This window comes from Delftia sp. DT-2, from assembly GCF_028401915.1.
Classification (GTDB): Bacteria; Pseudomonadota; Gammaproteobacteria; order Burkholderiales; family Burkholderiaceae_C; genus Comamonas; species Comamonas tsuruhatensis.
The window spans coordinates 173,550-190,933 of record NZ_JAQOTI010000011.1 but is presented as its reverse complement, the minus strand read 5'-3'; the positions used below and the strand labels follow the sequence as shown (position 1 = coordinate 190,933).

The following is a 17,384-nucleotide window of genomic DNA, read 5'->3' as shown; positions in this document are numbered from 1 at the left end:
ACGGTCGCCGCAATCGCCGACAATCGACGCCATGAGCAACGCAATCAACCTCAACGCCGACCCGGCGGAGCTGGAGAAATTCTCCAGCCTGGCCCATCGCTGGTGGGACCCGGAAAGTGAGTTCAAACCCCTGCATCAGATCAATCCGCTGCGGCTGGACTGGATCGATGCGCAAGTTCCCTTGAAGGGGCGCAGAATTCTGGATGTCGGGTGTGGCGGCGGCATCCTTGCCGACTCCATGGCGCGCAAGGGTGCGCGCGAAGTGGTTGGCATCGATCTGGCCACCAAGGCATTGCGCGTGGCCCAGCTGCATGCACTGGAGACGGGTACGCCCAACATTCACTACCACGAAGTGAGTGTGGAGCGTCTGGCCCAGGAGCAGCCTGGTTCCTTTGATGTGGTGACCTGCATGGAGATGCTGGAGCATGTGCCCGATCCCGCCTCCGTGGTGTCGGCCTGTGCTGAGCTGGTCAAGCCTGGCGGCTGGGTGTTCTTCTCCACGATCAACCGCAGTGCAAAGGCCTTCGGTCTGGCCATCGTCGCGGCAGAATACCTGCTCAAGATGATTCCCAAGGGAACGCATGAGTACGCGAAACTGATCCAGCCCAGCGAACTCGCCATGTTCGCCCGTCAGGCTGGCCTTGATCTGCAGGCCAGCAAGGGCCTGCAGCACAACCCCATCACCGGGCGCTACTGGCTCAGTGCAGACACATCTGTGAACTACATGCTGGCCACGCGCCGGGCCGAAGGGTAAGCCGCATGTGGAAAGAAGTCCGAGCCGTGCTGTTCGATCTGGACGGCACCTTGATCGACAGTGCACCAGACCTGGTTGCAGCCGCAGACAGGATGCGTACGGATCGGGGGATGCCTTCAATTCCCTATGAGCGATATCGACCCATGGCGGGCGCGGGGGCGCGGGGCATGCTGGGGGTGGGGTTCGGGCTCACGCCCGACTCGCCCGAGTTTGCGCAGATGCGCGAGGAGTTCTTCCGCAACTACGAGCAATGCATGACAGAGCGCACCTATGCGTTCGAGGGTGTCGAGGAACTGATTGCACGACTCCAGGCTGTGTCCATGCCCTGGGGCGTGGTCACGAACAAGTCCATGCGCTTTACCGATCCGCTGACGCAACAGATGCCGCTGTTCGCAACTGCGTCAGCCGTCGTCAGCGGCGACACCACGCCCCACGCAAAGCCCCATCCTGCACCCTTGCTGGAGGCTGCCGCGCGTATCGGCCTTCCTCCCGAGAGTTTTGTCTATGTCGGTGACGACGAGCGCGACATCGTTGCAGGCAAGGCCGCAGGCATGAAGACCGTGGCGGCTTGCTACGGCTACCTTGGCGCAGCCGGCGATACGCTGCACTGGCAGGCGGATGCGCAAATCAATTCTCCGCTGGAGCTCTTGAAACTGCTGGAAAGAGGCTAAGATAGGAGCCTTGGGGCTGTCCTGGTTTCGACGTGGGTTCGGGACCGGTGTGGTGCATGTCGAGCTTGATTGACGCTCGTAAATCTCCATTCAAAAAACTAACTGCAAACGACGAACGTTTCGCACTCGCCGCTTAAATCCGGTGAGCCTTGCAACAGCACGCTGATGGGCTGGGCAAGGGGGTAGCAATACCTCCCGGCTGCAAGGGAATTCACATCAGCTGGCTGCGTGCTGGGCTTCTTAGTACGTGGCAAGATCCAAGGAAGCTGGCATCCCGGGTAGCGTGCGCCTGCGCGACTCGGGAGGCGAGACTCAAAACAGAACGCTAAACATGTAGATCTGCCCGGCGAAGGCTTGCGGACGCGGGTTCAATTCCCGCCAGCTCCACCATCCAAGACAACGCCACACAACGGAGAACCCGATGTGTGGCGTTTTTTCTTGCCCGCTCGTTGCCTTGTGTTGCCCTGAAATTCACACCGGAATCACACCGGATTCACACGGGCTCAGTTCACCGCCTGGAGCGTGGCCCGGGGCTTCTGGTAGTCCTCGCGGATGAACTTCCCGTAGGTGCGAAAGACCATCTCCACATCTTCGTGGCCCAGTTGCTGGGCGACATACCACGGGTTGGCACCGGCGGTCAGGATCGAAGAAGCGTAGGTATGCCGCACCTGATAGGGGTTCCGGTATGGGATGCCGGAACGCTGCATGATGGGCATCCATGCGGTCTTGCGCACCTGGGCATCAGTTGTCCACGGCTCGAGCGTCCGAGGGTTGAGCCAAACCCGTGCGCCGCGGAGCATGCTGTAGGCCTTCTGTGTTCGCAGGGCCTCCATGGCCTCGAAGTTCAGGTCCACGCTGCGGATGCCTGCGGCCGTCTTTGGTGCCTTGAGCACACCCACGACCTGGTTTTGCTCGATCCGGGCCGTTGCCTTCTCCCAGTCTATGTGTCTCCATTCGAGGGCCTGCAGTTCGCCCGGCCTCAGACCAGTGTTGAACCAGAACTGAACCATCGGCCGCTCATCGTCTCTGCACGCCAGCAGGATCTGCTCCCGCTCCGCCTGAGTGAAGGGCTGGATCACATAGTCGCTTGCCTTGCTCGTCTGGCGGATGAGCTTGGTGAGCGCGAGCCGATCGAAGGGATTGAACTCGACTAGTCCGTCGTTCAGCGCATCTTCAAACACGCTGCGCAAGGGAATCAGCATGTTCCGGATAGCCTTGCTGGTGCAGTCCATCCCGCTGATCCACTCCCGGAGGGCGGAAGGGGTGACTTCATGGAGCTTGAGACCATGCCATCGCCGCATGCGCTCCCCGCTGATGCTTTTTTCGTAGCCACGGAATGTGGCTGGCGACATCTTCCCGTTCTCGACCTGCTTGCGGTACAGCTCCAATTGCTTCACCAACATCTCTTCCATCAGGCAGGAAAGCGGATCTGGCGCGCGGGCCTTCGCACTGGCCGGGAAGTACTCGGCATACACAAACGTGCCATCTGTGATTTTGCGCCGGATCTCAGCGCGCAGGTTTGCTGCGTACTGGATGCTGCCCTTGTTGACCGGCCCAGGGGGTAGCAGTTCGCGGCATTGCTGCCCGTGCCACGAGAACGCGATCTGAATTCGAGCGCCCGTGGCCATTTCCCGGACTGTCACGCCTGCCGGAGTTGATGGAGCTGGTTTTTTATCCACTGATCTGCTTCCTTTACGTTTACATAGAGGTGTCTGCCCACGACGCCGCAATGCGTGCCATCCAGCCAAATGCCGGCGCGGCGGCGGTTATGGACGGTCATCGGCGTGATGCCAGTCATTTCCTTGTATTTCGTGGCAAGCACCCAATCCGCGCCCTGGGATGGCACGGTATTTCCTGGGGCGCAAGGTTCTGTAACTGTGTGTTTCATGTAATCCACCGAATTTGGGGCTCAAAACGGGTTCTTTCCGCGCACCCTGGGTTGATTTATCCAAGTGAAATGCGGCGGCGTACCGGCATTGAGGTATTGAGTCCAGAGCGTCTGTCCAGCGGGGCAACGTTCCTGCCGACCAGGCAGGAACCCAGCTGCGCAACACTCGGGACACGCGAAGTGATGGGCCAGGTAGGCCTTGTCAGCAGCCTCCCAAGCATTGACAGGCGTGGTCATGGCGCAGGGACACCATCCCAGGTGCGACCATCGAGTAGCCGGCCAGCGGCCTTCTTGCCGAGCTTGAACGTCTGCATCGCGCCAGTCCCCTGCAGGAATGTCATCGGCTCCGTGATGTCGTGCACAGATCCATCCAGATGAACGACTGTGTACGGGACCGTGCAGCTGCGGCCGTAGCAGTCATCCAGGTTGTCCTGGTTCTCGTGCGGCTTCGCTTGCACGTTGGACCTGTACAGAGCCCGGTGCTCGGGCTCTGCCATCTGGCTGATGGGCTTCCACTCGCCCCACTGCTTGAACAAGATGGGCACGCCGGCAGCGTTGCACTGGTCGCGCAGGCTGCTGGCCCAGTCTGGATGCATGGGCCGAGCGCCGGGGCCGCTCTCGCCGCCCACGATCACCCAATGGATTCCGCTCTGGATCAGCCAGGGCTGGCAGATCTTCGAGCCTCCGCCTTGGTCAAGGTCACGCCCGGGGCGAGGACGCTCCAGATTCACCGGCCCCAGCAGCGGCTCCATGCTCAGGAAGCGCACGCGCGCCGGCACTGCCAGCAGCTTCGGGATGTCGCGGTCGGCCTCGGCCTGGTTCACGATGGTGGCGCCCAGCCACACGTTGCTCGGCGGGGTGTCGTCTTCGGTCCAGTCCTGGAGCCACTGCGACAGCGGCTGCGCATCCACGGCCGGCCAGTTGTCCAGCACCCAGTTGTGGGCCTCCTGCAGACGCTGCCGCACGATGCCAACACGCTTGGTCAGCAGCAGCCAGTCGAGGTGCGGCGTGGTGCGCACCAGCTCGAGCAGGTCCACCAGCCATTCGATAGGCACTGAGTTGTCCGCCCAGTCGGCCAGCGATGCGCAGAACACGCGCTGGCGGCGGCCATGCTGCGCCATGAATACATCGGCCTGAGTGTTCCAGCGGCGCGGCATGGCCCAGGTGGCAGGGCTGGTGCGGCGGCGCGGTGCGCCTGGGCCCCAGTTCACGGCCTGGCCGCCGCCGAAGCGCGCATTGCGCGTCTCGGCATAGCAGTGGTCACAGCCTGGGCCCACCTTCTGGCAGCCTTCCCAGGGGTTGAACGTGTGGTCGGTCCATTCGATCTTGCTGTTCTCGGACATAGGGCCCTCCAGAAATGAAAAGCCCCGCGCAAGGGCGGGGCTGGGTGACGGGTGTTTTCGGCGGCGCTATGGCAGCCGGCAGTAGGGCGTGGTGCGCTGGATCGCCGCAAGGTCGGAGGACAGCCGCATTTCGGCCAGGTGCCGCGCGCACGCCGCCTCGATGGTGCTGGCCACAGCCGCGCGGGCCTCGCGCTCCAGGCGTGGGAGAAAGTCGGCGCGCTGTGCTTGCAGCAGGCGCAGCCCGGCCAGTAGGTCTGGATGCAGCGCCAGGCAATCGTCTGCAGGGTCCAGGATTTCGTTACGGTCCCAGCAGATCACGTAGCACATGCCGCCGATCACGCGGTTGGTGAAGCCAGGCGCGCGATCCAGGAGGCTGTCAAGCACGTCGTAGAGGCGGCGCAGGTGCTTGCGGTCATCAGGATCGAAGTAGGTGGCGTCCTCGCCCCCATCCCATGGGCAGTACCCGCTGGAGAGGTCGTTCAACAGGGAGAGCAGTTCCCCGGCCGCGTTGATGTCGCGTTCGCTGGGCCTGGCGATCTTCATGATGATCCTTCGACAACAGCTTGAGCGCCCTCCAGCACCCTGGACACGCGCAGCCACTCGGCTTCGACAATGGGGCCTTGGCTGCAGATGGTGGAATCGAGAAGCTTGCGCTGTTCGTGGTTGATAACTTGGAGCGCGTGGACCGCACGCGCCATCGTGGTCACTACATCCAGCAGGCCGAGCATGTCGCTCGGGTTGACGCAGACGCACTGCCCACTGCCTTCGGCGGCTATGGAGAGGTCGCGTAGGCGCTGCAGTTCCTCTTTGGTCATGACAATCCTCCGGTGATGCCGTGGGCGACCTCGCCGTGGCGAATGCCGTTGATGAAGTCCGCGCGGCTCTCGGCGGATGCACCCAAGTAGCCGGCCTCGGCCATCAGCTCATCCACGCGCGCGGGCGGCAGCGGCTTGCGCGCCTCCAGCTCTTCCTGCTCCTGGCGCTTGAGGATGCTGTTCTCGGAGGCGAGGTCCAGGGCGTCCATCTCCAGCTTGTGGACCTGGGCGAGCAGGCGGCGCAGTGCCTTGGCCACATCGAGCAGTTCCGGCACGCCCATGGCATCCCAGTCCTGCTCCAGCCACTGAGCCAGTTCTTCGGCCCGGGAGGGTGTTGGTGCTGTGGTCACGGGGTCTGTCCTTTCTCTGCGGACGGCGCGAGCTGCTGCAAGGCCTCACGCACCGCATTGCAGATTCGTTCCAGGTAGCCGTATTCCGGGTTCGACTCCGTGGCTTGCACGGCCATCATGGTGCCGTCAGGCCCGAAGATTTCCTCCAGCAGCTCGGCCTTGGACCAGCACTGGCTTTCGGTTTCGCAGTCGGCAAGCTCATCGACGCGCCTCATCAGCTCTTCGGCTTGCGCCTTCGTCAACGGGTCGTACTCGAATCTGCAGGCGGCCGTGCCCTTGCGACGCCCACGGATGGTCTTGCGTGCCAGGGTCACCAGCGCATCGGCGCTGTAGCGGCTGGCGTGCAGGTCCGGGGCGAGGTTGCTGATCAGGTAGTGGTTATCGCAGCTGGCGAAGAACTGCGCGATTCCCTGGTCGCCCATGGCGCCCCAGTACGACGCCCAGGCCTTGCCGTAGCACTCGATGGTGATTCGGCCGCGCCCTGGCTCAATGTCATCCAGCGTGACCCGTACGGGGTCCAGTCGGTGGGATTGCATGATGTCGCTGATCGTGAGGTGCACGACCGCGTTTGAACGCTCAACCTTCATGTGGTCCTTTCTGCTGCGCCTGGGCGCGCTCGAACTCCACGACCCAGACCCAAGGGTTCTTTGCCCATGCACCGGGCCCGTTGATCTGCTCCCAGAGGCGCTGGAACGATGCGCGGTAGGACCATTCGTGATCGCCGTCAGGCGGAGGCGCGTCAAGACCTTCCTCATATCCCGGAGCGCCTTCCGCCTTGGCATCCTCCTCGCTGATGTCCTGCAGGCGCTCCACGCGCACGGCCTTGATGTCCAACGTGATGCGGCTGGCGGCGCGCAGCATGTGTATGGATGGAATCCACCGCTCGCCCGGCTCCAGCTCGTATCCATCGGCTGCGAACGCGGCGACGTGCGAGAAGATGCGGGGTCCTTCCGGGTTTGCGGGGTCCAGCTTCCACCAGTTCATGTGCGTCTCTCGCACCCAGAGCCGGTCGCCAATCTCTCCTTGAGGGCAAGGCATCCACACGTCGTCGTCGCAGTCAGGATGCTCTGCCCATGGCCACAGGGTGCCGTCATCGCGCTCTTCGAAATCAAAGCCCCACTTGAGCTTCAGAATCCGGCGCGTCTGGGTCTTCGTCCCGGACAGGATGGCGCGGACCATCGGCCCGCTGAACAGGATCGGTCGTTCTTTCATGTGCTCTCCTTGTGCCCAGTGGGGCGCTGGAAAAGGGGTAGGGCGTGGGCCTCGGCACGCACTGCAGCGGCGGCCTCGGCGCCGTAGCCCCAGATGTCGCCGTTGGTAGGGTCGATCCGGCTCGGTGCGATGTACTCGGGGTGCAGCAGCTCGCCGCGCAGGACGTAGCCTCGCAGGGCCTCCACCAGCGAGCGCAGCGTGCCCCCATGGCTGAAGCCGCGCCAGCGGTGCGGATAGCCCATCACCTTGCCCGTGTAGACCCGCGAGCCCCGGTATTCGTCAATCCACCAGAGCCGGCCGCTAGCATCCAGCTCCAGGCGCGCGATGGCGCCGGATTCGCGGTTGCGGAAGAAGCGGCGGCCATGCCGGCTGATGATCTCGATCAGGGCATTGGCATGCCCCAGACGTTCGGTTTTGCTCACGATGCCGCCCCCCTTGGCTGCTGCCTGGGCTGCGATGGCCGCGTCAATGGCCGCCCGAGCGGTTTTAAACGCGCCCTCCTGATCCCTGGATTGTTCGTAGTCGAAGTCATTGATCCAGCAGACCCAAAAGCCCTTCGATCCCAGCCATACAACGCAGTTTTCCTTGATGAGCCAGTTCAGTCGGCTCGTATCGTTGGGTTGGCATTTCGGATTCCTGCTCATTGGTCACCGCCTTCCTTGGCCTGGGCTGCGAGAGCGGCGCGCAGGGCTTCACGCGGGGTGTTGCCGCTGGCGATGGGGTGCGCCTCCGCTTCATCGTTGAAGATCTCAGCGTCCCATGGACCCTCGAACTCGGGCACGAGCGCGATGCGGTGCCGCTGCATGGCATCCAGCAGGTCAGTGTCGCTGGCATCCACTGCAGGCGCAGCAGGTGCTGCCGGGGCGCCGCCGATCAGCGCGGACACCGCATTCCAGCGCGTGGTGTCGATCTTTGCGAAGGCCTCATCGCCCAGCACGTCGGACAGGTGGCCCATCAGTTCGCGCACGGGGCCCGCCCATGTCGAGGGCGCAGCAGGTGCCTGGGGCGCTGCCGCCAGCGCGGCGACATACAGAGTCGATGAACGGCGCAGTGGATCTGCGAGCCATGCTTTTTGGGCGGCGCCGAGCATTGCGTCTGTTGGCTTCGCGGGCACCAGCTTCCAGCCGGCAGGGGCTGCAGGCGCTTCCAGGGCGGGCGCGGCCGGGGCAGACTGGCGGCCTAGGTCGAAGTAGGCGCGCAACTGCTCAGAGGTGAAGAGTTCAGCGCCATGCACAATCCCGCGACCGTGCTTGAATCCGTAGTCAGTTGGCCGGCCGATGACCTCCCCACCGACCTGCTCGATGCACATCACCCCTTCGGGCAGCTGCGGGTACTCGCCCTGGGGCGCCACAGCGGCAGGAGCTGCCACGGCGTAGAGCGGCGTCCAGGCGCCAGAGGTCTTGCGTGCTTCGCAGATCTGGCTGTGCATGATCGGCCCCTCGGTGCTGCCATCGCTGCAAAACCGAATCCAGCATACGGGCTGGGCCGGCTCCTCGATCTGGGCCAGGCACTTCGAGTCGCGCGCCGCGGCACGGTCTGCCACCAGTTGCGTGTAGCGGTCCAGCTGATGCTTCTCGGCTTGCACGGCCGCCAGTGGCCGCGCCGGCAGATCGTCTTCAATCAGCGTCGAGTGCTCTATCCATATGCCGGCTTGGCGCATCAGCTCTTCTTGCGTCTGCGGGTCAATGCGTGCGGTTGTCGTGGTTGCTGTCATGAGGCTTCCTTGGTGATGCGCCAATGCGCTGCAGTGGTTTGGATGACGTGGCCTGCGCGCTGCAGCAGCTCGCAGGTCGGGGGTGGGGTCGGGGTCAAGCGGCGACTCCATAGATCAGCGCCTCGTGGGCGAAGTTGGCGCGCGCCAGGGCCTCGGCCAGCGGCGGGCAGACGCTGTTGCCGCACATGCGGACCTGTGCGGTGGTGCTCAGGTCGATGAGGGGCACGTCACGCGGGTCGGCGGCTTGCTTGCCACCTCGGAACAGCAGGGCCGGGTCGGGCACGCGCTCGAAGTGGTAGTCGCGCGGGAAGCCCTGGGCGCGGAACAGCTCGCGCGGCTTGAGCATGCGCAGCGTGATGTCAACAAGCACCCACCACTGGTCCGCGTGCCACATGAGCACCAGCTCGGCGGGGTTGGGGAAGTGCTCGGGCAGGTGCTTGTGCAGCAGTTCGGCGCACAGCCGGGCCCGCTCGGCGTGCTCGGGCGCCAGCGTTGCGGCCGGCACCTGGCAGGTATGCACCAAGCCCATGCGCGCCTTCGTTGGCACGGTGTGCATGGGCTCGCTGCAGGCGCTGTCCTGGCCGCCCTCGCTGTAGTACTTCACCAGGTAGGCCGTGATCAGGCGCTGCTGCGTGCCGCTGGAGGTGATGGTGGACATGGGGTCAGCCGCGCTGCGGCCGTCGCCGTCGTAGAACCCGCCGTTGGCTTGCTCCAGGCACGCAGCCACCATGGCCTGCTCTCCTCGGTTGGCGCCGGTGACGGTGCGCAGCGGTTCGCGCGGGTCGTTGCCGGTGCGTTCGCCGTGGTGCGTGAGGTGGGTCAGGTGGACGGCAGCCAGCGCGCTGGTGCCGCCGCTGGCGGTCACGGTGTTGAGCGGCACCTCCAGGCTGCGGATGCCGTGGCTGAAGCGCTTACCGCCAGCCGGTCCTTCTCCGTGGCCCATGTCCACCAGGTGTGCGGCCACCATTCCCATCTGGATGCCGGTGCTGGGCCGCTTCGGCGTGCCGCCGGCCGTCACTGTCGGCAGGGGCGCATCAATGGCGCTGCCCACGCTCCCCGTGTTGAACTTGGTGATGTGGGCCATGGCCAGGGCGCTTTTGATGCCCCCGGCCACCACGGTGCCCAACGGTGCATCGATGTCCTGCACGCGCGGTTGCTGGCCCTCGCGCTCGCCGTAGCCGATGGTGACCAGGTTGGCGCCCACCAGGGCGTGGTGTGTGCCGCTGGCCGCCACGGTGGATAGGGGAGCATCCACGGAATGGCCGACCAGGTGCTGCTCGGACGTGCCGCGCAGTGGGGCCAGCGTGGGCGCCACCACGCTGAAGTGCCCGCCCTTGACCTGGGCGCATATGGTGCGCAGCGGCGCGTCGGCGGGCATGGTGCGCTGGTTGCTGGCGTTCGCGTGCTCGTTGAGATAGGGCGCCTGGGCGCCGACGATGTACGGGTTGGCACTGGTGAGGACATGCTTCCAAAGGCCCTTCGCCACGCGGCGCATGGTGTTGTCCACCAGGGCACGCTTGCGGCCGAACACGCTCTCGGCATGCAGGTCAAAGTCGATGCACTCGGCGGCCGTGCGGTGCGCAGCCAGCTTGCCGGCGATCACTCGGCGGTCCGTGGGCTCGGCATGCGTCTGCTCGGGCCAGACAATCGGCAGCCCGTCGCGGCGGGCGACGAGGAACAGGCGCTTGCGGATCGTGGGCGTGCCGTGGTCGCTGGCGCGCAGCTCGCGCCAATCCACCTGGTAGCCGTGGGCCTTGAGCTGGCGCACGAACGACTGGAAGGTCTTGCCGCGGCGCGCGGGGTCCGGCCGGGCCTGGCCATCGGGGCCTACCAGGATCGGGCCCCAGGTCTGAAACTCCTCGACGTTCTCAAGCATCAGCACGCGGGGCTTGCACATCGCCACCCAGCGCATACCCACCCATGCCAAGCCCCGGATGTGCTTCGAGACGGGCGTGCCGCCCTTGGCCTTCGAGAAGTGCTTGCAGTCCGGCGACAGCCAGACCAGGGCCACGGGCTGGTTGCCGGTGACCTGGATGGGGTTCACATCCCACACGCTCTCGCACAGGTGCAGCGTATGCGGGTGGTTCGCGGCATGCATCGCCAAGGCTTCCGGGTCGTGGTTGATGGCAATGTCCACGGGCCGGCCGAAGGCGGCTTCCAGCCCGGTGGACGTGCCGCCGCCGCCGGCAAAATTGTCAATCACCAACTCATTGGGGAATGGCAGGGCCATGGAGAACTGGTCTCGCTTCATGTGCGTTCTTTCCTGGGTCTTTGGTGGCCGCGCCAAGGCTTGCCGCGGAGAAGGGGTTTGCTGACGGCGATGTCCATGGGGGCGCCCGCCTTGAGCCGCCGCCACAACGTTCCAACTGCCAGGCCGTAGCGCTCCGCCCAGGCCGCAATGGGCAGGGACTCGCCCCGGAACTCGATCAGGACGTTGTTCGATCGATTGCGGGCCTGCTGCTTCGGGGTTGCCCAGATGCAGTTGCTCAGGCAATACGGCTGGCTTCGGTCAAGGCGTTCGATAGACAGGCCCGGCGGGGCAGGGCCCATATCCGCCAGGAAGTTCTCGTAGCTTTCCCAGCGTGCGCAGACGCTCACGCCAGCGCCGCCGTAATTTGGATAGCTGATGTGCTTCGGGTTGCTGCACCGGGCACGCATCCCGCGCCAGATCGATCTGGTTCTGTCGCGCTTCATCGGTTGGAATTCCTTCGGGCGAAAAAAGAGCCACTCGCGGATTGGGGCCGGGTGGCTTCTGGGGTGTTGATTGGATGCGTTCCCCTCCATGGAGTGAGGGGGCTTGACAGCCATGGTTTAATTAAATCTCAAGCCGTTTGCGAGAAATCGTGAGCGGCTTTTTTCGTCAGCGTTCCGCTGGTTTACATAAACAATAAGAAAAAGGAATAAGAATGAAAAAGACATCCGACAAGAACAACGAGATAAGCAATGCAAACGAAAGTGTTGAAGGCGGTGCTAATAGTCGATCTAGTGCTTTCAAGTGGGGGCGCATCCTGCTTAGGGTCACAGTGCGAATTAATCGTATGGTTGATTGGTTTCGAACCAAGGATCATGAGCAAAGTGAAATACCGTCAAGCGACCTGTGGTCCGATTTCAGTTGGGCTGATTGGGAGTGGCCGCTATGACGCAGCAGGGCCAAATCGGCCCTGCATTTGAATCTGCCTCAAGCCGCTTGGACAATCAAGAAAGGCGTGCGGTCCTTCCCATTGATCCAGTTCGGTGGCTTGCCCCGGCCCGTCCACGTCGCGCCGGTGGCGGGGTCGCGGTACTTCGGGGTGCCCACGCTGCCTTTGGACTTCGCGGGCGGGAAGACATCGGCAGCGGTCAGGCCGTGCTCCTGGATCAGCGCGCGGGCCGCGGCGATGCCCTCGGCTTTGCGCTCGGCCTGGGCCTGGGCGATCTGGGCTTCGAGTTCGGCCTTGCGGGCCAGCAGGTTCTGGTAGTCGGTCATGTCAGGGGTTCCTTTCTTGGACGGGGTGGTCAGTGGCCGCAGGGCAGGGCATCGCCGCGGTGATGGTCTTCGGGCAGTTCGGCGCCACAGCCGAAGCAGTGCGTGGGCTTCTGCTCGTCCCACCAGATGGCGCGGGCACGTTCGGCGGCGCGGCGCGCGGCTGGCAGATCGCGCTCGGCGCGCGTGGGCTGGTGTTCGGTGTCTTGGTTCATGCTGTTGAGGCTGGGGCCGCCGGCCGCATCCAGATGCTGGCCAGCATGTCGGTGGCGCGCGGGCGGGAGGGGTTGCGGATGCGATAGCGGCGGTACTTGTCACATACGCAGGCGTTGCACTGGTCGGCCAGCCCGTCGGGGCTTTTGACCAGGGCGCGAAAGAAGCCCACGTCGGCGGGCCATGGCTCGCCGCAGGTGGTGCAGACCTTTTCAGGTGGTGTGGCCATGACGGGGGAGTTCGCAAAGGGCGCCCAAGATAGGTGCCCCCGCAATCAGTTGCGCGCGGTGTTCGGCGCGCCGTTGAGGATCTGCAGCTCGGTGGCGGCGGCGATCTTTTCGCGCAGGTCCTTCACGGCCTGCTCAACAACCTTGTGCGGACGGACCAGCTCCAACCACATGACGAGGTTGCCGCCGTCGATGCGGTAGCGGAAGCGCACATCCACACGCCACTTGTCGCCGTTCTCGAAGACGGGAATGCCCAGGCTGAACTGCTCGGGCACCTGAAGTTGGCCCTGGCGCGCGCTGCCCTGCACGTCTTCGTCGTAGGTGAACTGGGTCGAGCCGTCCGAGAGGCGTACGCTGCTCTTGAAGTCCACCTTCTTCTTGGCTTCCAGCGTGCGGCACACCTCCAGCAACGTAGAGCCGTCCGGGCTGCCAGGCTCGCGCGTGGCAGGGTCGGCCGCGATGTAGACGACATCGACCAGGTTGCTCTCGATGAACTGCGCGAGATCGACCTGGCCCACCTTCTTGCCATCCATGCCTGTCCACGCCTTCCACTCCGGCGAGAGGGGAGCGTTGTAGCGAGCTTGGTGATCGCCCCAGCCACTGCCGAACGCGATGTGATTGAACACGGCAGTGAAGGTGGGCGGGTCGATGGTGCTGAACAGACGAGTGGATTCACCCTTCTGGTCGTTGACCACGGCGATGAACGATTCGGCATCGTTCAACTGCACCGTGCCCTTCTTGCGGGTCGGAGCCGCGAGCGTGTAGCTCAGGTCTTCAGCAGTGAAGCCTTCGGGGAGCAGCACGATGGGTGCGCCGGCGCCGACAAAGCGGATGTGTTGGTGGGTGGCCGCCTGGATTTCACGGCTGGCGGTTTCGGTCTTGGTGTCTTGCAGGTCCACGGGGTTCTCCTCAAGGGACTGGGTTGGGGGAGTGGGAGTCAGCCGACGACGCGGAGGCCGGGCTGCTGCTCAGGGGCTGCGGCGGTTTGGCGCAGCTCCTTCTGGGCAATGGATTCCTGCGACACGTCGCGCACGCCATCCAGCGTTTGCTGGCGGGGATCGCTGCGCTGCAGGTTGTTGTCGGGGGTGGTGAAGAGGATGGTTCGGCCCTTCGTAGGCGCGGGCAGCTTGGTCTTCACGTCGGTGTCCAGCTCCATCTGGCCGGCCTTGCCGCCGATCGGCTTCATCTTGATGGTCAGAGTCAGCGAACCAGCTTTGCCCGTTTCCGTGGTGGCGTGCACCAGGTCGTTCAGGGCCTCGGTGGCTTCCTCGCCCAGGAAGGGCGCGCTGTTTGCCAGGAAGTCGGCGAAGGCCTGGCGCCTGGATTTGAGGGTGGGATTGATGAGCTTGCTCACTGGGTGCTCCTATCTGGTTGAGGCAAAAAAATGCCCACCAGGTGGTGGGCTTTGAGGGAGAGCAGGGGAGGGTCGGCTATATCGCGCCGCCTTCGGTGTCGTCGGCCGGCAGGTGCTGGATGGCGGGCACAGGGATCGCTGGCGCGCGCGGCGCGGGCCCGGCCAGGAATTCCTCACGCTTCTGGTAGAGCCGGTCGATCAGGGCGTCGGCCAGGCGCGGCAGGTCGCGGGCGTTCATCAGCACAGCGTTGCGGTCCTTCTCAAAGGGCACGCCCAGGGCTGCAAGGTTTGCCGCATTGAGCTGCAACACGGGCGCGAAGGCCGCGCAGATCTGCGAGAGGTTGAGCTTCTCGGGATTCGCCATGGTGATCAGTGGGCCTGTGCCTTGACCTGGGACTCGCGCATTGCCTGGTAGCCGGCGAGCATGGGTTCGAGCTGCTGACGCAGATCCACGCCGGGCTCCAGGTTCGCGCCGACGCTGGCCAGGGCGCAGCCCATGGCGTACAGGCCGCCATACAGGGCAAACGTGTTGCCGTTGCGCTGGCCATAGGCGCTCAGGATTTCGATGATCGGCTCAGCCACATGCGTCATGGCATGGGCGTGGTGGTTGGACGTGATCTCGTGGGTGACGCGCACGCCTTCGATGGGGTCTGTGAATTGGCTCATGAGCTGGTGCTCCAGGTTCAGAAAAGGGGTGCTCCGGAGATGGCGACCGCAGCAGCAAAACCGGCGGCCGAGAAGGCCGACCAGAGGAAAAAGCCGAGGAGTTTGGTCATGGGAACTCGCGTAGGCATTCCATCGATTGCGGGCCGGTCCACACGACTGCATGACCGGGCGGGCAGGCCTGGGCGGCGCTGTGCGCGCGCTGCACGTCCGCTGCGCTGGGCACGGGGTCCTGGGCCGCGCCAGCATCGGCACATGCGCTGAGAGCCAGGGCCACCAGCAGGACAAGGCACAGCAGCAGCCAGCCACCATGCGTGGGCGCTGGGCCCGGCTCGGAAACAGGGCCAGGACGCGAGGCCTCGCGGAGGAAGCGCGCATCGGGATCGGGATTGAAGGGCTCGGAGGGGATCACTCGTTGCATTTGGGCTCTCCGGAAACAACAAATCCGCCGGGAGGCGGATTCGTGGGGTTTGTGGCTTGCTGCTGTCGGCGCTGGGCTGCAGCCTCTGCCAACAGGCGCTCTTCTTCTTTCCATTCGGCAAGTGAGCGCGGCTCATAGGCGGCTTGGCCGCGATCGCCGCGCAGCCGGGTGAATCTGGATCTCATGGTGGATTCCAAAAAAAGCGCCCGCCCCACATTGCTGCAGGGCGGGCCAAATGCCGCACAAGGCGACCCACGAAACAAAAAAGGCCCTGCAACTGGTGAAGCTGCAGGGCCTTGATGGAAAGTGCCGATGCCTTGAAAGGCGCGCCTGGGAAGTAGAGAGGGAGGGAGGAGGATGCCCAGGCTCGGCGTGGAAACTGATTGCGTCCACGATACTCTGCCTACGGCCGGGCAAATGTGAACGGAGAGTAAAAGGTGCAGGGCTTCCACCTGCTGCGGCTGGTAAGGCCTCTGCGACCCCGTGGCCAGGGTATGGATTGATGGCCGGCCGTATTCGCCCCGGCTTTCCTTCTATTGACGGTTTGGCGGACTCTCACCGCTTGCGGGTGGGCAACTACCCGTCACGATTGGCCATCACAGATAGGGGCCGGTGCTGATCTCCGGCTTGGCGGCGTTACAAGGTACGGTTGCGACCCGTTTGTCCTATCCGCCCGAGGTTCCTTCTGTCGCATCAGCCTGCGCACTCCCTATCTGTGATGGCCCCGGCGCATGGCCGGGGGCGTTTCGATCCCGCTGTCAATCCGCTCAATCGGGATTGGCAGCGTCGCGCGCCAGCTCCACCAGCTCGCGCAACAGGCCGGTCTGCTCGCGCATCTGGGCCAGCATCTCGGCCAGCACCGGCTGCGCAGCTGGCTGCTCGGCGGCGAAGTCCTCGCCCAGGGTCTGGGCCAGGCGGTGCAGGATTTCCGCGTTGAAGCTGCGGCCCTCGTTCTGGGCCGAGTTCCACAGAGCCTCATAGATCCCCAGCGGGAAGCGGATCATGGATTTGTGGCTCTCGCGACCAGCACCACGCTGGTCAATCTTGCGTTCTGATGGCGCCTTCATCCTCATCACAGCGCCAGGCGCTGCTCCAAGTCCCGCAGGACGGCGCAGTCCTGGCGCAGCTGGTTGGCCAGCTCGTTCAGCCGGCGCACCAGCGGCGTGGAGGATGCAGGTTCAGCCTCGTGCGCACTGCCCTCGGCTGAGATGCCGGCAGCCGACATCACGGGTTCCAGGCGGCCCGAGATGCGCCTGATGGTGTTCTTCAAGTCATCCATGCCTGCATCGACGTTGCTGAGCGCGGCTTCGACGTGGCTGACGGGTTGGGCCTGGGCAGCGGCGTGCAGGGTGCTGACTCCGCGGGCAGGGGCGGCGCCGAGATGGGCGAGGGATTGGGATTGGTTCACGGTGATCTCCTGTGGTGGTGGCGGAAACAGAAAAGGCCTCCCGAATCGAGAAGCCTCTTTTGTTTCGCCCGTTCTTTCCGGGCTGTCAGCGCTTTCGCGCAGGGCTTTGCTGATCTTGGTATCCCTGTAAACCTCAACATGTTTCTGATCTTGGCAATCCTGTTTGCCTCACCAAACTGCCCGTCTACCGCGCTTTGGCGGACTGTGGCCTGGCAGGACTGCCAGAGCAGAGCAGCGGCCCATGCCCGCTGATGCGTGTGCCGGAATGCCCCGCAGGTGGGGCAAGCATCGGCTGCAACTTTTGAAAGACCGGGGCTTGCCCGGTCGATGCCGTGGTGCCCAACTCCCCTGCCGGTCCGCGATGTGCGGTGGTCAGGTACGTTGAGGGCGATAATAAGGCGATGCCTAATTTCTTGCAATAGGCGTTGCCTTATTATTTTTGATGCACTGCCGATGCGCTCAGTGCAGACGGACTTCAAAGTAGGCCTCCTCCACAGCGATCCCCTGGAGTCCGGCTTGCTGGGCTGCCTCATAGGCTTTCTGCCAGGAGAGCGCCACTGGCTCGTTGGCCTTCCCGATTACGCCGCCCTCGGCCGCATCGTTGAAGAGCTTGTAGGCCCGGGTCATGGCCTCTTGGTTTGGGAAGCTTCGTTCAATGACCTTGGCGAAGCGGGCTTCGGCCTTGGCCTTGATGTCGTGCTCGATGCCGATGCAGTCTTGAAGAGTGACTCGAAGTGAGGTGAGGGCGGAAGTGGTCATGTGCATCCTTGGTGCTGGTTAAAAACACAGTTCTAGTATGCATGACAACTGTATGCGTGTACAGTAATTTGTTACATGGCGCGCCGCATGCCTGCCGCCGACCATGAAAAAGCCCGCTCTAGGCGGGCT

The 17,384-nt window shown here is 64.1% G+C and carries 27 protein-coding genes and 1 other RNA gene; 4 read left to right on the top strand and 24 right to left on the bottom strand.

Annotated features, from left to right (window positions below; translation table 11 throughout):
* Nucleotides 1–31: 31 nt before the first annotated feature.
* The 3 genes from ubiG to ssrA all read left to right on the top strand — a co-directional run bounded on the left by ubiG (nt 32) and on the right by ssrA (nt 1,815).
* A complete protein-coding gene (gene ubiG, locus PO605_RS21140; protein WP_017406940.1) occupies nt 32–754 on the top strand; it encodes a bifunctional 2-polyprenyl-6-hydroxyphenol methylase/3-demethylubiquinol 3-O-methyltransferase UbiG in 723 nt (240 codons plus the stop codon).
* A 5-nt stretch (nt 755–759) separates the two neighbouring features.
* Nucleotides 760–1,425 carry an HAD-IA family hydrolase gene (locus PO605_RS21135; RefSeq protein ID WP_047475189.1) on the top strand — a complete coding sequence of 222 codons (666 nt, stop codon included), beginning with the start codon at nt 760–762 and terminating at the stop codon, nt 1,423–1,425.
* Nucleotides 1,426–1,437: 12 nt separating this feature from the next.
* Nucleotides 1,438–1,815, top strand: a transfer-messenger RNA (tmRNA) gene (gene ssrA, locus PO605_RS21130).
* A gap of 113 nt (nt 1,816–1,928) precedes the next feature.
* On the opposite strand, the gene PO605_RS21125 is transcribed toward ssrA, so the two are convergent.
* The 12 genes from PO605_RS21125 to PO605_RS21070 all read right to left on the bottom strand — a co-directional run bounded on the left by PO605_RS21125 (nt 1,929) and on the right by PO605_RS21070 (nt 11,441).
* The gene (locus tag PO605_RS21125; RefSeq protein ID WP_410172261.1) at nt 1,929–3,053 is read right to left on the bottom strand and encodes an Arm DNA-binding domain-containing protein; all 1,125 of its coding nucleotides are present in this window, start codon (nt 3,051–3,053) and stop codon (nt 1,929–1,931) included.
* A gap of 11 nt (nt 3,054–3,064) precedes the next feature.
* Nucleotides 3,065–3,271, bottom strand: coding sequence for an excisionase (locus PO605_RS21120; RefSeq protein WP_227472640.1), 207 nt, complete (start codon nt 3,269–3,271; stop codon nt 3,065–3,067).
* A 275-nt stretch (nt 3,272–3,546) separates the two neighbouring features.
* Nucleotides 3,547–4,656, bottom strand: coding sequence for a phage Gp37/Gp68 family protein (locus tag PO605_RS21115; RefSeq protein WP_272206853.1), 1,110 nt, complete (start codon nt 4,654–4,656; stop codon nt 3,547–3,549).
* Between the two features lie 66 nt (nt 4,657–4,722).
* The gene (locus tag PO605_RS21110; protein WP_272206852.1) at nt 4,723–5,199 is read right to left on the bottom strand and encodes a hypothetical protein; all 477 of its coding nucleotides are present in this window, start codon (nt 5,197–5,199) and stop codon (nt 4,723–4,725) included.
* The gene (locus tag PO605_RS21105; protein ID WP_272206851.1) at nt 5,196–5,471 is read right to left on the bottom strand and encodes a hypothetical protein; all 276 of its coding nucleotides are present in this window, start codon (nt 5,469–5,471) and stop codon (nt 5,196–5,198) included. The genes PO605_RS21110 and PO605_RS21105 overlap by 4 nt, the downstream gene beginning before the upstream one ends.
* Entirely contained in the window at nt 5,468–5,821 is a 354-nt protein-coding gene (locus tag PO605_RS21100; protein ID WP_272206850.1) for a hypothetical protein, read from the bottom strand. Before PO605_RS21100 ends, PO605_RS21105 begins: the two co-directional genes overlap by 4 nt.
* Nucleotides 5,818–6,408, bottom strand: a complete 591-nt coding sequence (locus PO605_RS21095) for a hypothetical protein (protein WP_272206849.1) — start codon at nt 6,406–6,408, stop codon at nt 5,818–5,820. Before PO605_RS21095 ends, PO605_RS21100 begins: the two co-directional genes overlap by 4 nt.
* Nucleotides 6,398–7,033 carry a hypothetical protein gene (locus PO605_RS21090; RefSeq protein ID WP_272206848.1) on the bottom strand — a complete coding sequence of 212 codons (636 nt, stop codon included), beginning with the start codon at nt 7,031–7,033 and terminating at the stop codon, nt 6,398–6,400. The genes PO605_RS21095 and PO605_RS21090 overlap by 11 nt, the downstream gene beginning before the upstream one ends.
* Nucleotides 7,030–7,677 (bottom strand): hypothetical protein, encoded by a 648-nt coding sequence (locus tag PO605_RS21085; protein ID WP_272206847.1) that lies wholly within the window; start codon nt 7,675–7,677, stop codon nt 7,030–7,032. The genes PO605_RS21090 and PO605_RS21085 overlap by 4 nt, the downstream gene beginning before the upstream one ends.
* Entirely contained in the window at nt 7,674–8,747 is a 1,074-nt protein-coding gene (locus tag PO605_RS21080) for a hypothetical protein (RefSeq protein WP_272206846.1), read from the bottom strand. Before PO605_RS21080 ends, PO605_RS21085 begins: the two co-directional genes overlap by 4 nt.
* 94 nt (nt 8,748–8,841) lie before the next feature.
* Nucleotides 8,842–10,998: a DNA cytosine methyltransferase gene (locus tag PO605_RS21075; protein ID WP_272206845.1), complete on the bottom strand. Its 2,157-nt coding sequence runs from the start codon at nt 10,996–10,998 to the stop codon at nt 8,842–8,844.
* On the bottom strand, nt 10,995–11,441 hold the full coding sequence (locus PO605_RS21070) for a hypothetical protein (protein ID WP_017404165.1): 447 nt from the start codon (nt 11,439–11,441) through the stop codon (nt 10,995–10,997). The genes PO605_RS21075 and PO605_RS21070 overlap by 4 nt, the downstream gene beginning before the upstream one ends.
* Before the next feature lie 212 nt (nt 11,442–11,653).
* Here PO605_RS21070 and PO605_RS21065 point away from each other — a divergent pair, with 212 nt between their 5' ends.
* On the top strand, nt 11,654–11,887 hold the full coding sequence (locus tag PO605_RS21065) for a hypothetical protein (RefSeq protein WP_272206844.1): 234 nt from the start codon (nt 11,654–11,656) through the stop codon (nt 11,885–11,887).
* A gap of 38 nt (nt 11,888–11,925) precedes the next feature.
* Here PO605_RS21065 and PO605_RS21060 read toward each other — a convergent pair whose 3' ends face one another.
* The 12 genes from PO605_RS21060 to PO605_RS21005 all read right to left on the bottom strand — a co-directional run bounded on the left by PO605_RS21060 (nt 11,926) and on the right by PO605_RS21005 (nt 17,255).
* On the bottom strand, nt 11,926–12,213 hold the full coding sequence (locus tag PO605_RS21060; RefSeq protein ID WP_272206843.1) for an H-NS histone family protein: 288 nt from the start codon (nt 12,211–12,213) through the stop codon (nt 11,926–11,928).
* Between the two features lie 29 nt (nt 12,214–12,242).
* Entirely contained in the window at nt 12,243–12,425 is a 183-nt protein-coding gene (locus PO605_RS21055) for a hypothetical protein (RefSeq protein ID WP_046238030.1), read from the bottom strand.
* Nucleotides 12,422–12,652: a hypothetical protein gene (locus tag PO605_RS21050; protein WP_034369360.1), complete on the bottom strand. Its 231-nt coding sequence runs from the start codon at nt 12,650–12,652 to the stop codon at nt 12,422–12,424. The genes PO605_RS21055 and PO605_RS21050 overlap by 4 nt, the downstream gene beginning before the upstream one ends.
* Nucleotides 12,653–12,697: 45 nt before the next feature.
* The gene (locus PO605_RS21045; protein ID WP_272206842.1) at nt 12,698–13,549 is read right to left on the bottom strand and encodes a YfdQ family protein; all 852 of its coding nucleotides are present in this window, start codon (nt 13,547–13,549) and stop codon (nt 12,698–12,700) included.
* 38 nt (nt 13,550–13,587) lie between these two features.
* The gene (locus PO605_RS21040) at nt 13,588–14,004 is read right to left on the bottom strand and encodes a hypothetical protein (RefSeq protein ID WP_034369364.1); all 417 of its coding nucleotides are present in this window, start codon (nt 14,002–14,004) and stop codon (nt 13,588–13,590) included.
* A gap of 76 nt (nt 14,005–14,080) precedes the next feature.
* On the bottom strand, nt 14,081–14,368 hold the full coding sequence (locus PO605_RS21035) for a hypothetical protein (protein ID WP_272206841.1): 288 nt from the start codon (nt 14,366–14,368) through the stop codon (nt 14,081–14,083).
* A 5-nt stretch (nt 14,369–14,373) separates the two neighbouring features.
* On the bottom strand, nt 14,374–14,670 hold the full coding sequence (locus tag PO605_RS21030) for a hypothetical protein (protein WP_272206840.1): 297 nt from the start codon (nt 14,668–14,670) through the stop codon (nt 14,374–14,376).
* Nucleotides 14,671–14,776: 106 nt separating this feature from the next.
* Nucleotides 14,777–15,088 carry a hypothetical protein gene (locus tag PO605_RS21025; RefSeq protein WP_047475203.1) on the bottom strand — a complete coding sequence of 104 codons (312 nt, stop codon included), beginning with the start codon at nt 15,086–15,088 and terminating at the stop codon, nt 14,777–14,779.
* Entirely contained in the window at nt 15,076–15,273 is a 198-nt protein-coding gene (locus PO605_RS21020) for a hypothetical protein (RefSeq protein WP_133073514.1), read from the bottom strand. Before PO605_RS21020 ends, PO605_RS21025 begins: the two co-directional genes overlap by 13 nt.
* Nucleotides 15,274–15,855: 582 nt before the next feature.
* Nucleotides 15,856–16,092: an Arc family DNA-binding protein gene (locus tag PO605_RS21015; RefSeq protein ID WP_272206839.1), complete on the bottom strand. Its 237-nt coding sequence runs from the start codon at nt 16,090–16,092 to the stop codon at nt 15,856–15,858.
* A gap of 68 nt (nt 16,093–16,160) precedes the next feature.
* Nucleotides 16,161–16,496 (bottom strand): hypothetical protein, encoded by a 336-nt coding sequence (locus PO605_RS21010; protein ID WP_272206838.1) that lies wholly within the window; start codon nt 16,494–16,496, stop codon nt 16,161–16,163.
* Nucleotides 16,497–16,955: 459 nt separating this feature from the next.
* Complete coding sequence (locus tag PO605_RS21005) at nt 16,956–17,255, bottom strand: hypothetical protein (RefSeq protein ID WP_272206837.1); 300 nt, start codon at nt 17,253–17,255, stop codon at nt 16,956–16,958.
* Between the last annotated feature and the right edge of the window lie 129 nt (nt 17,256–17,384).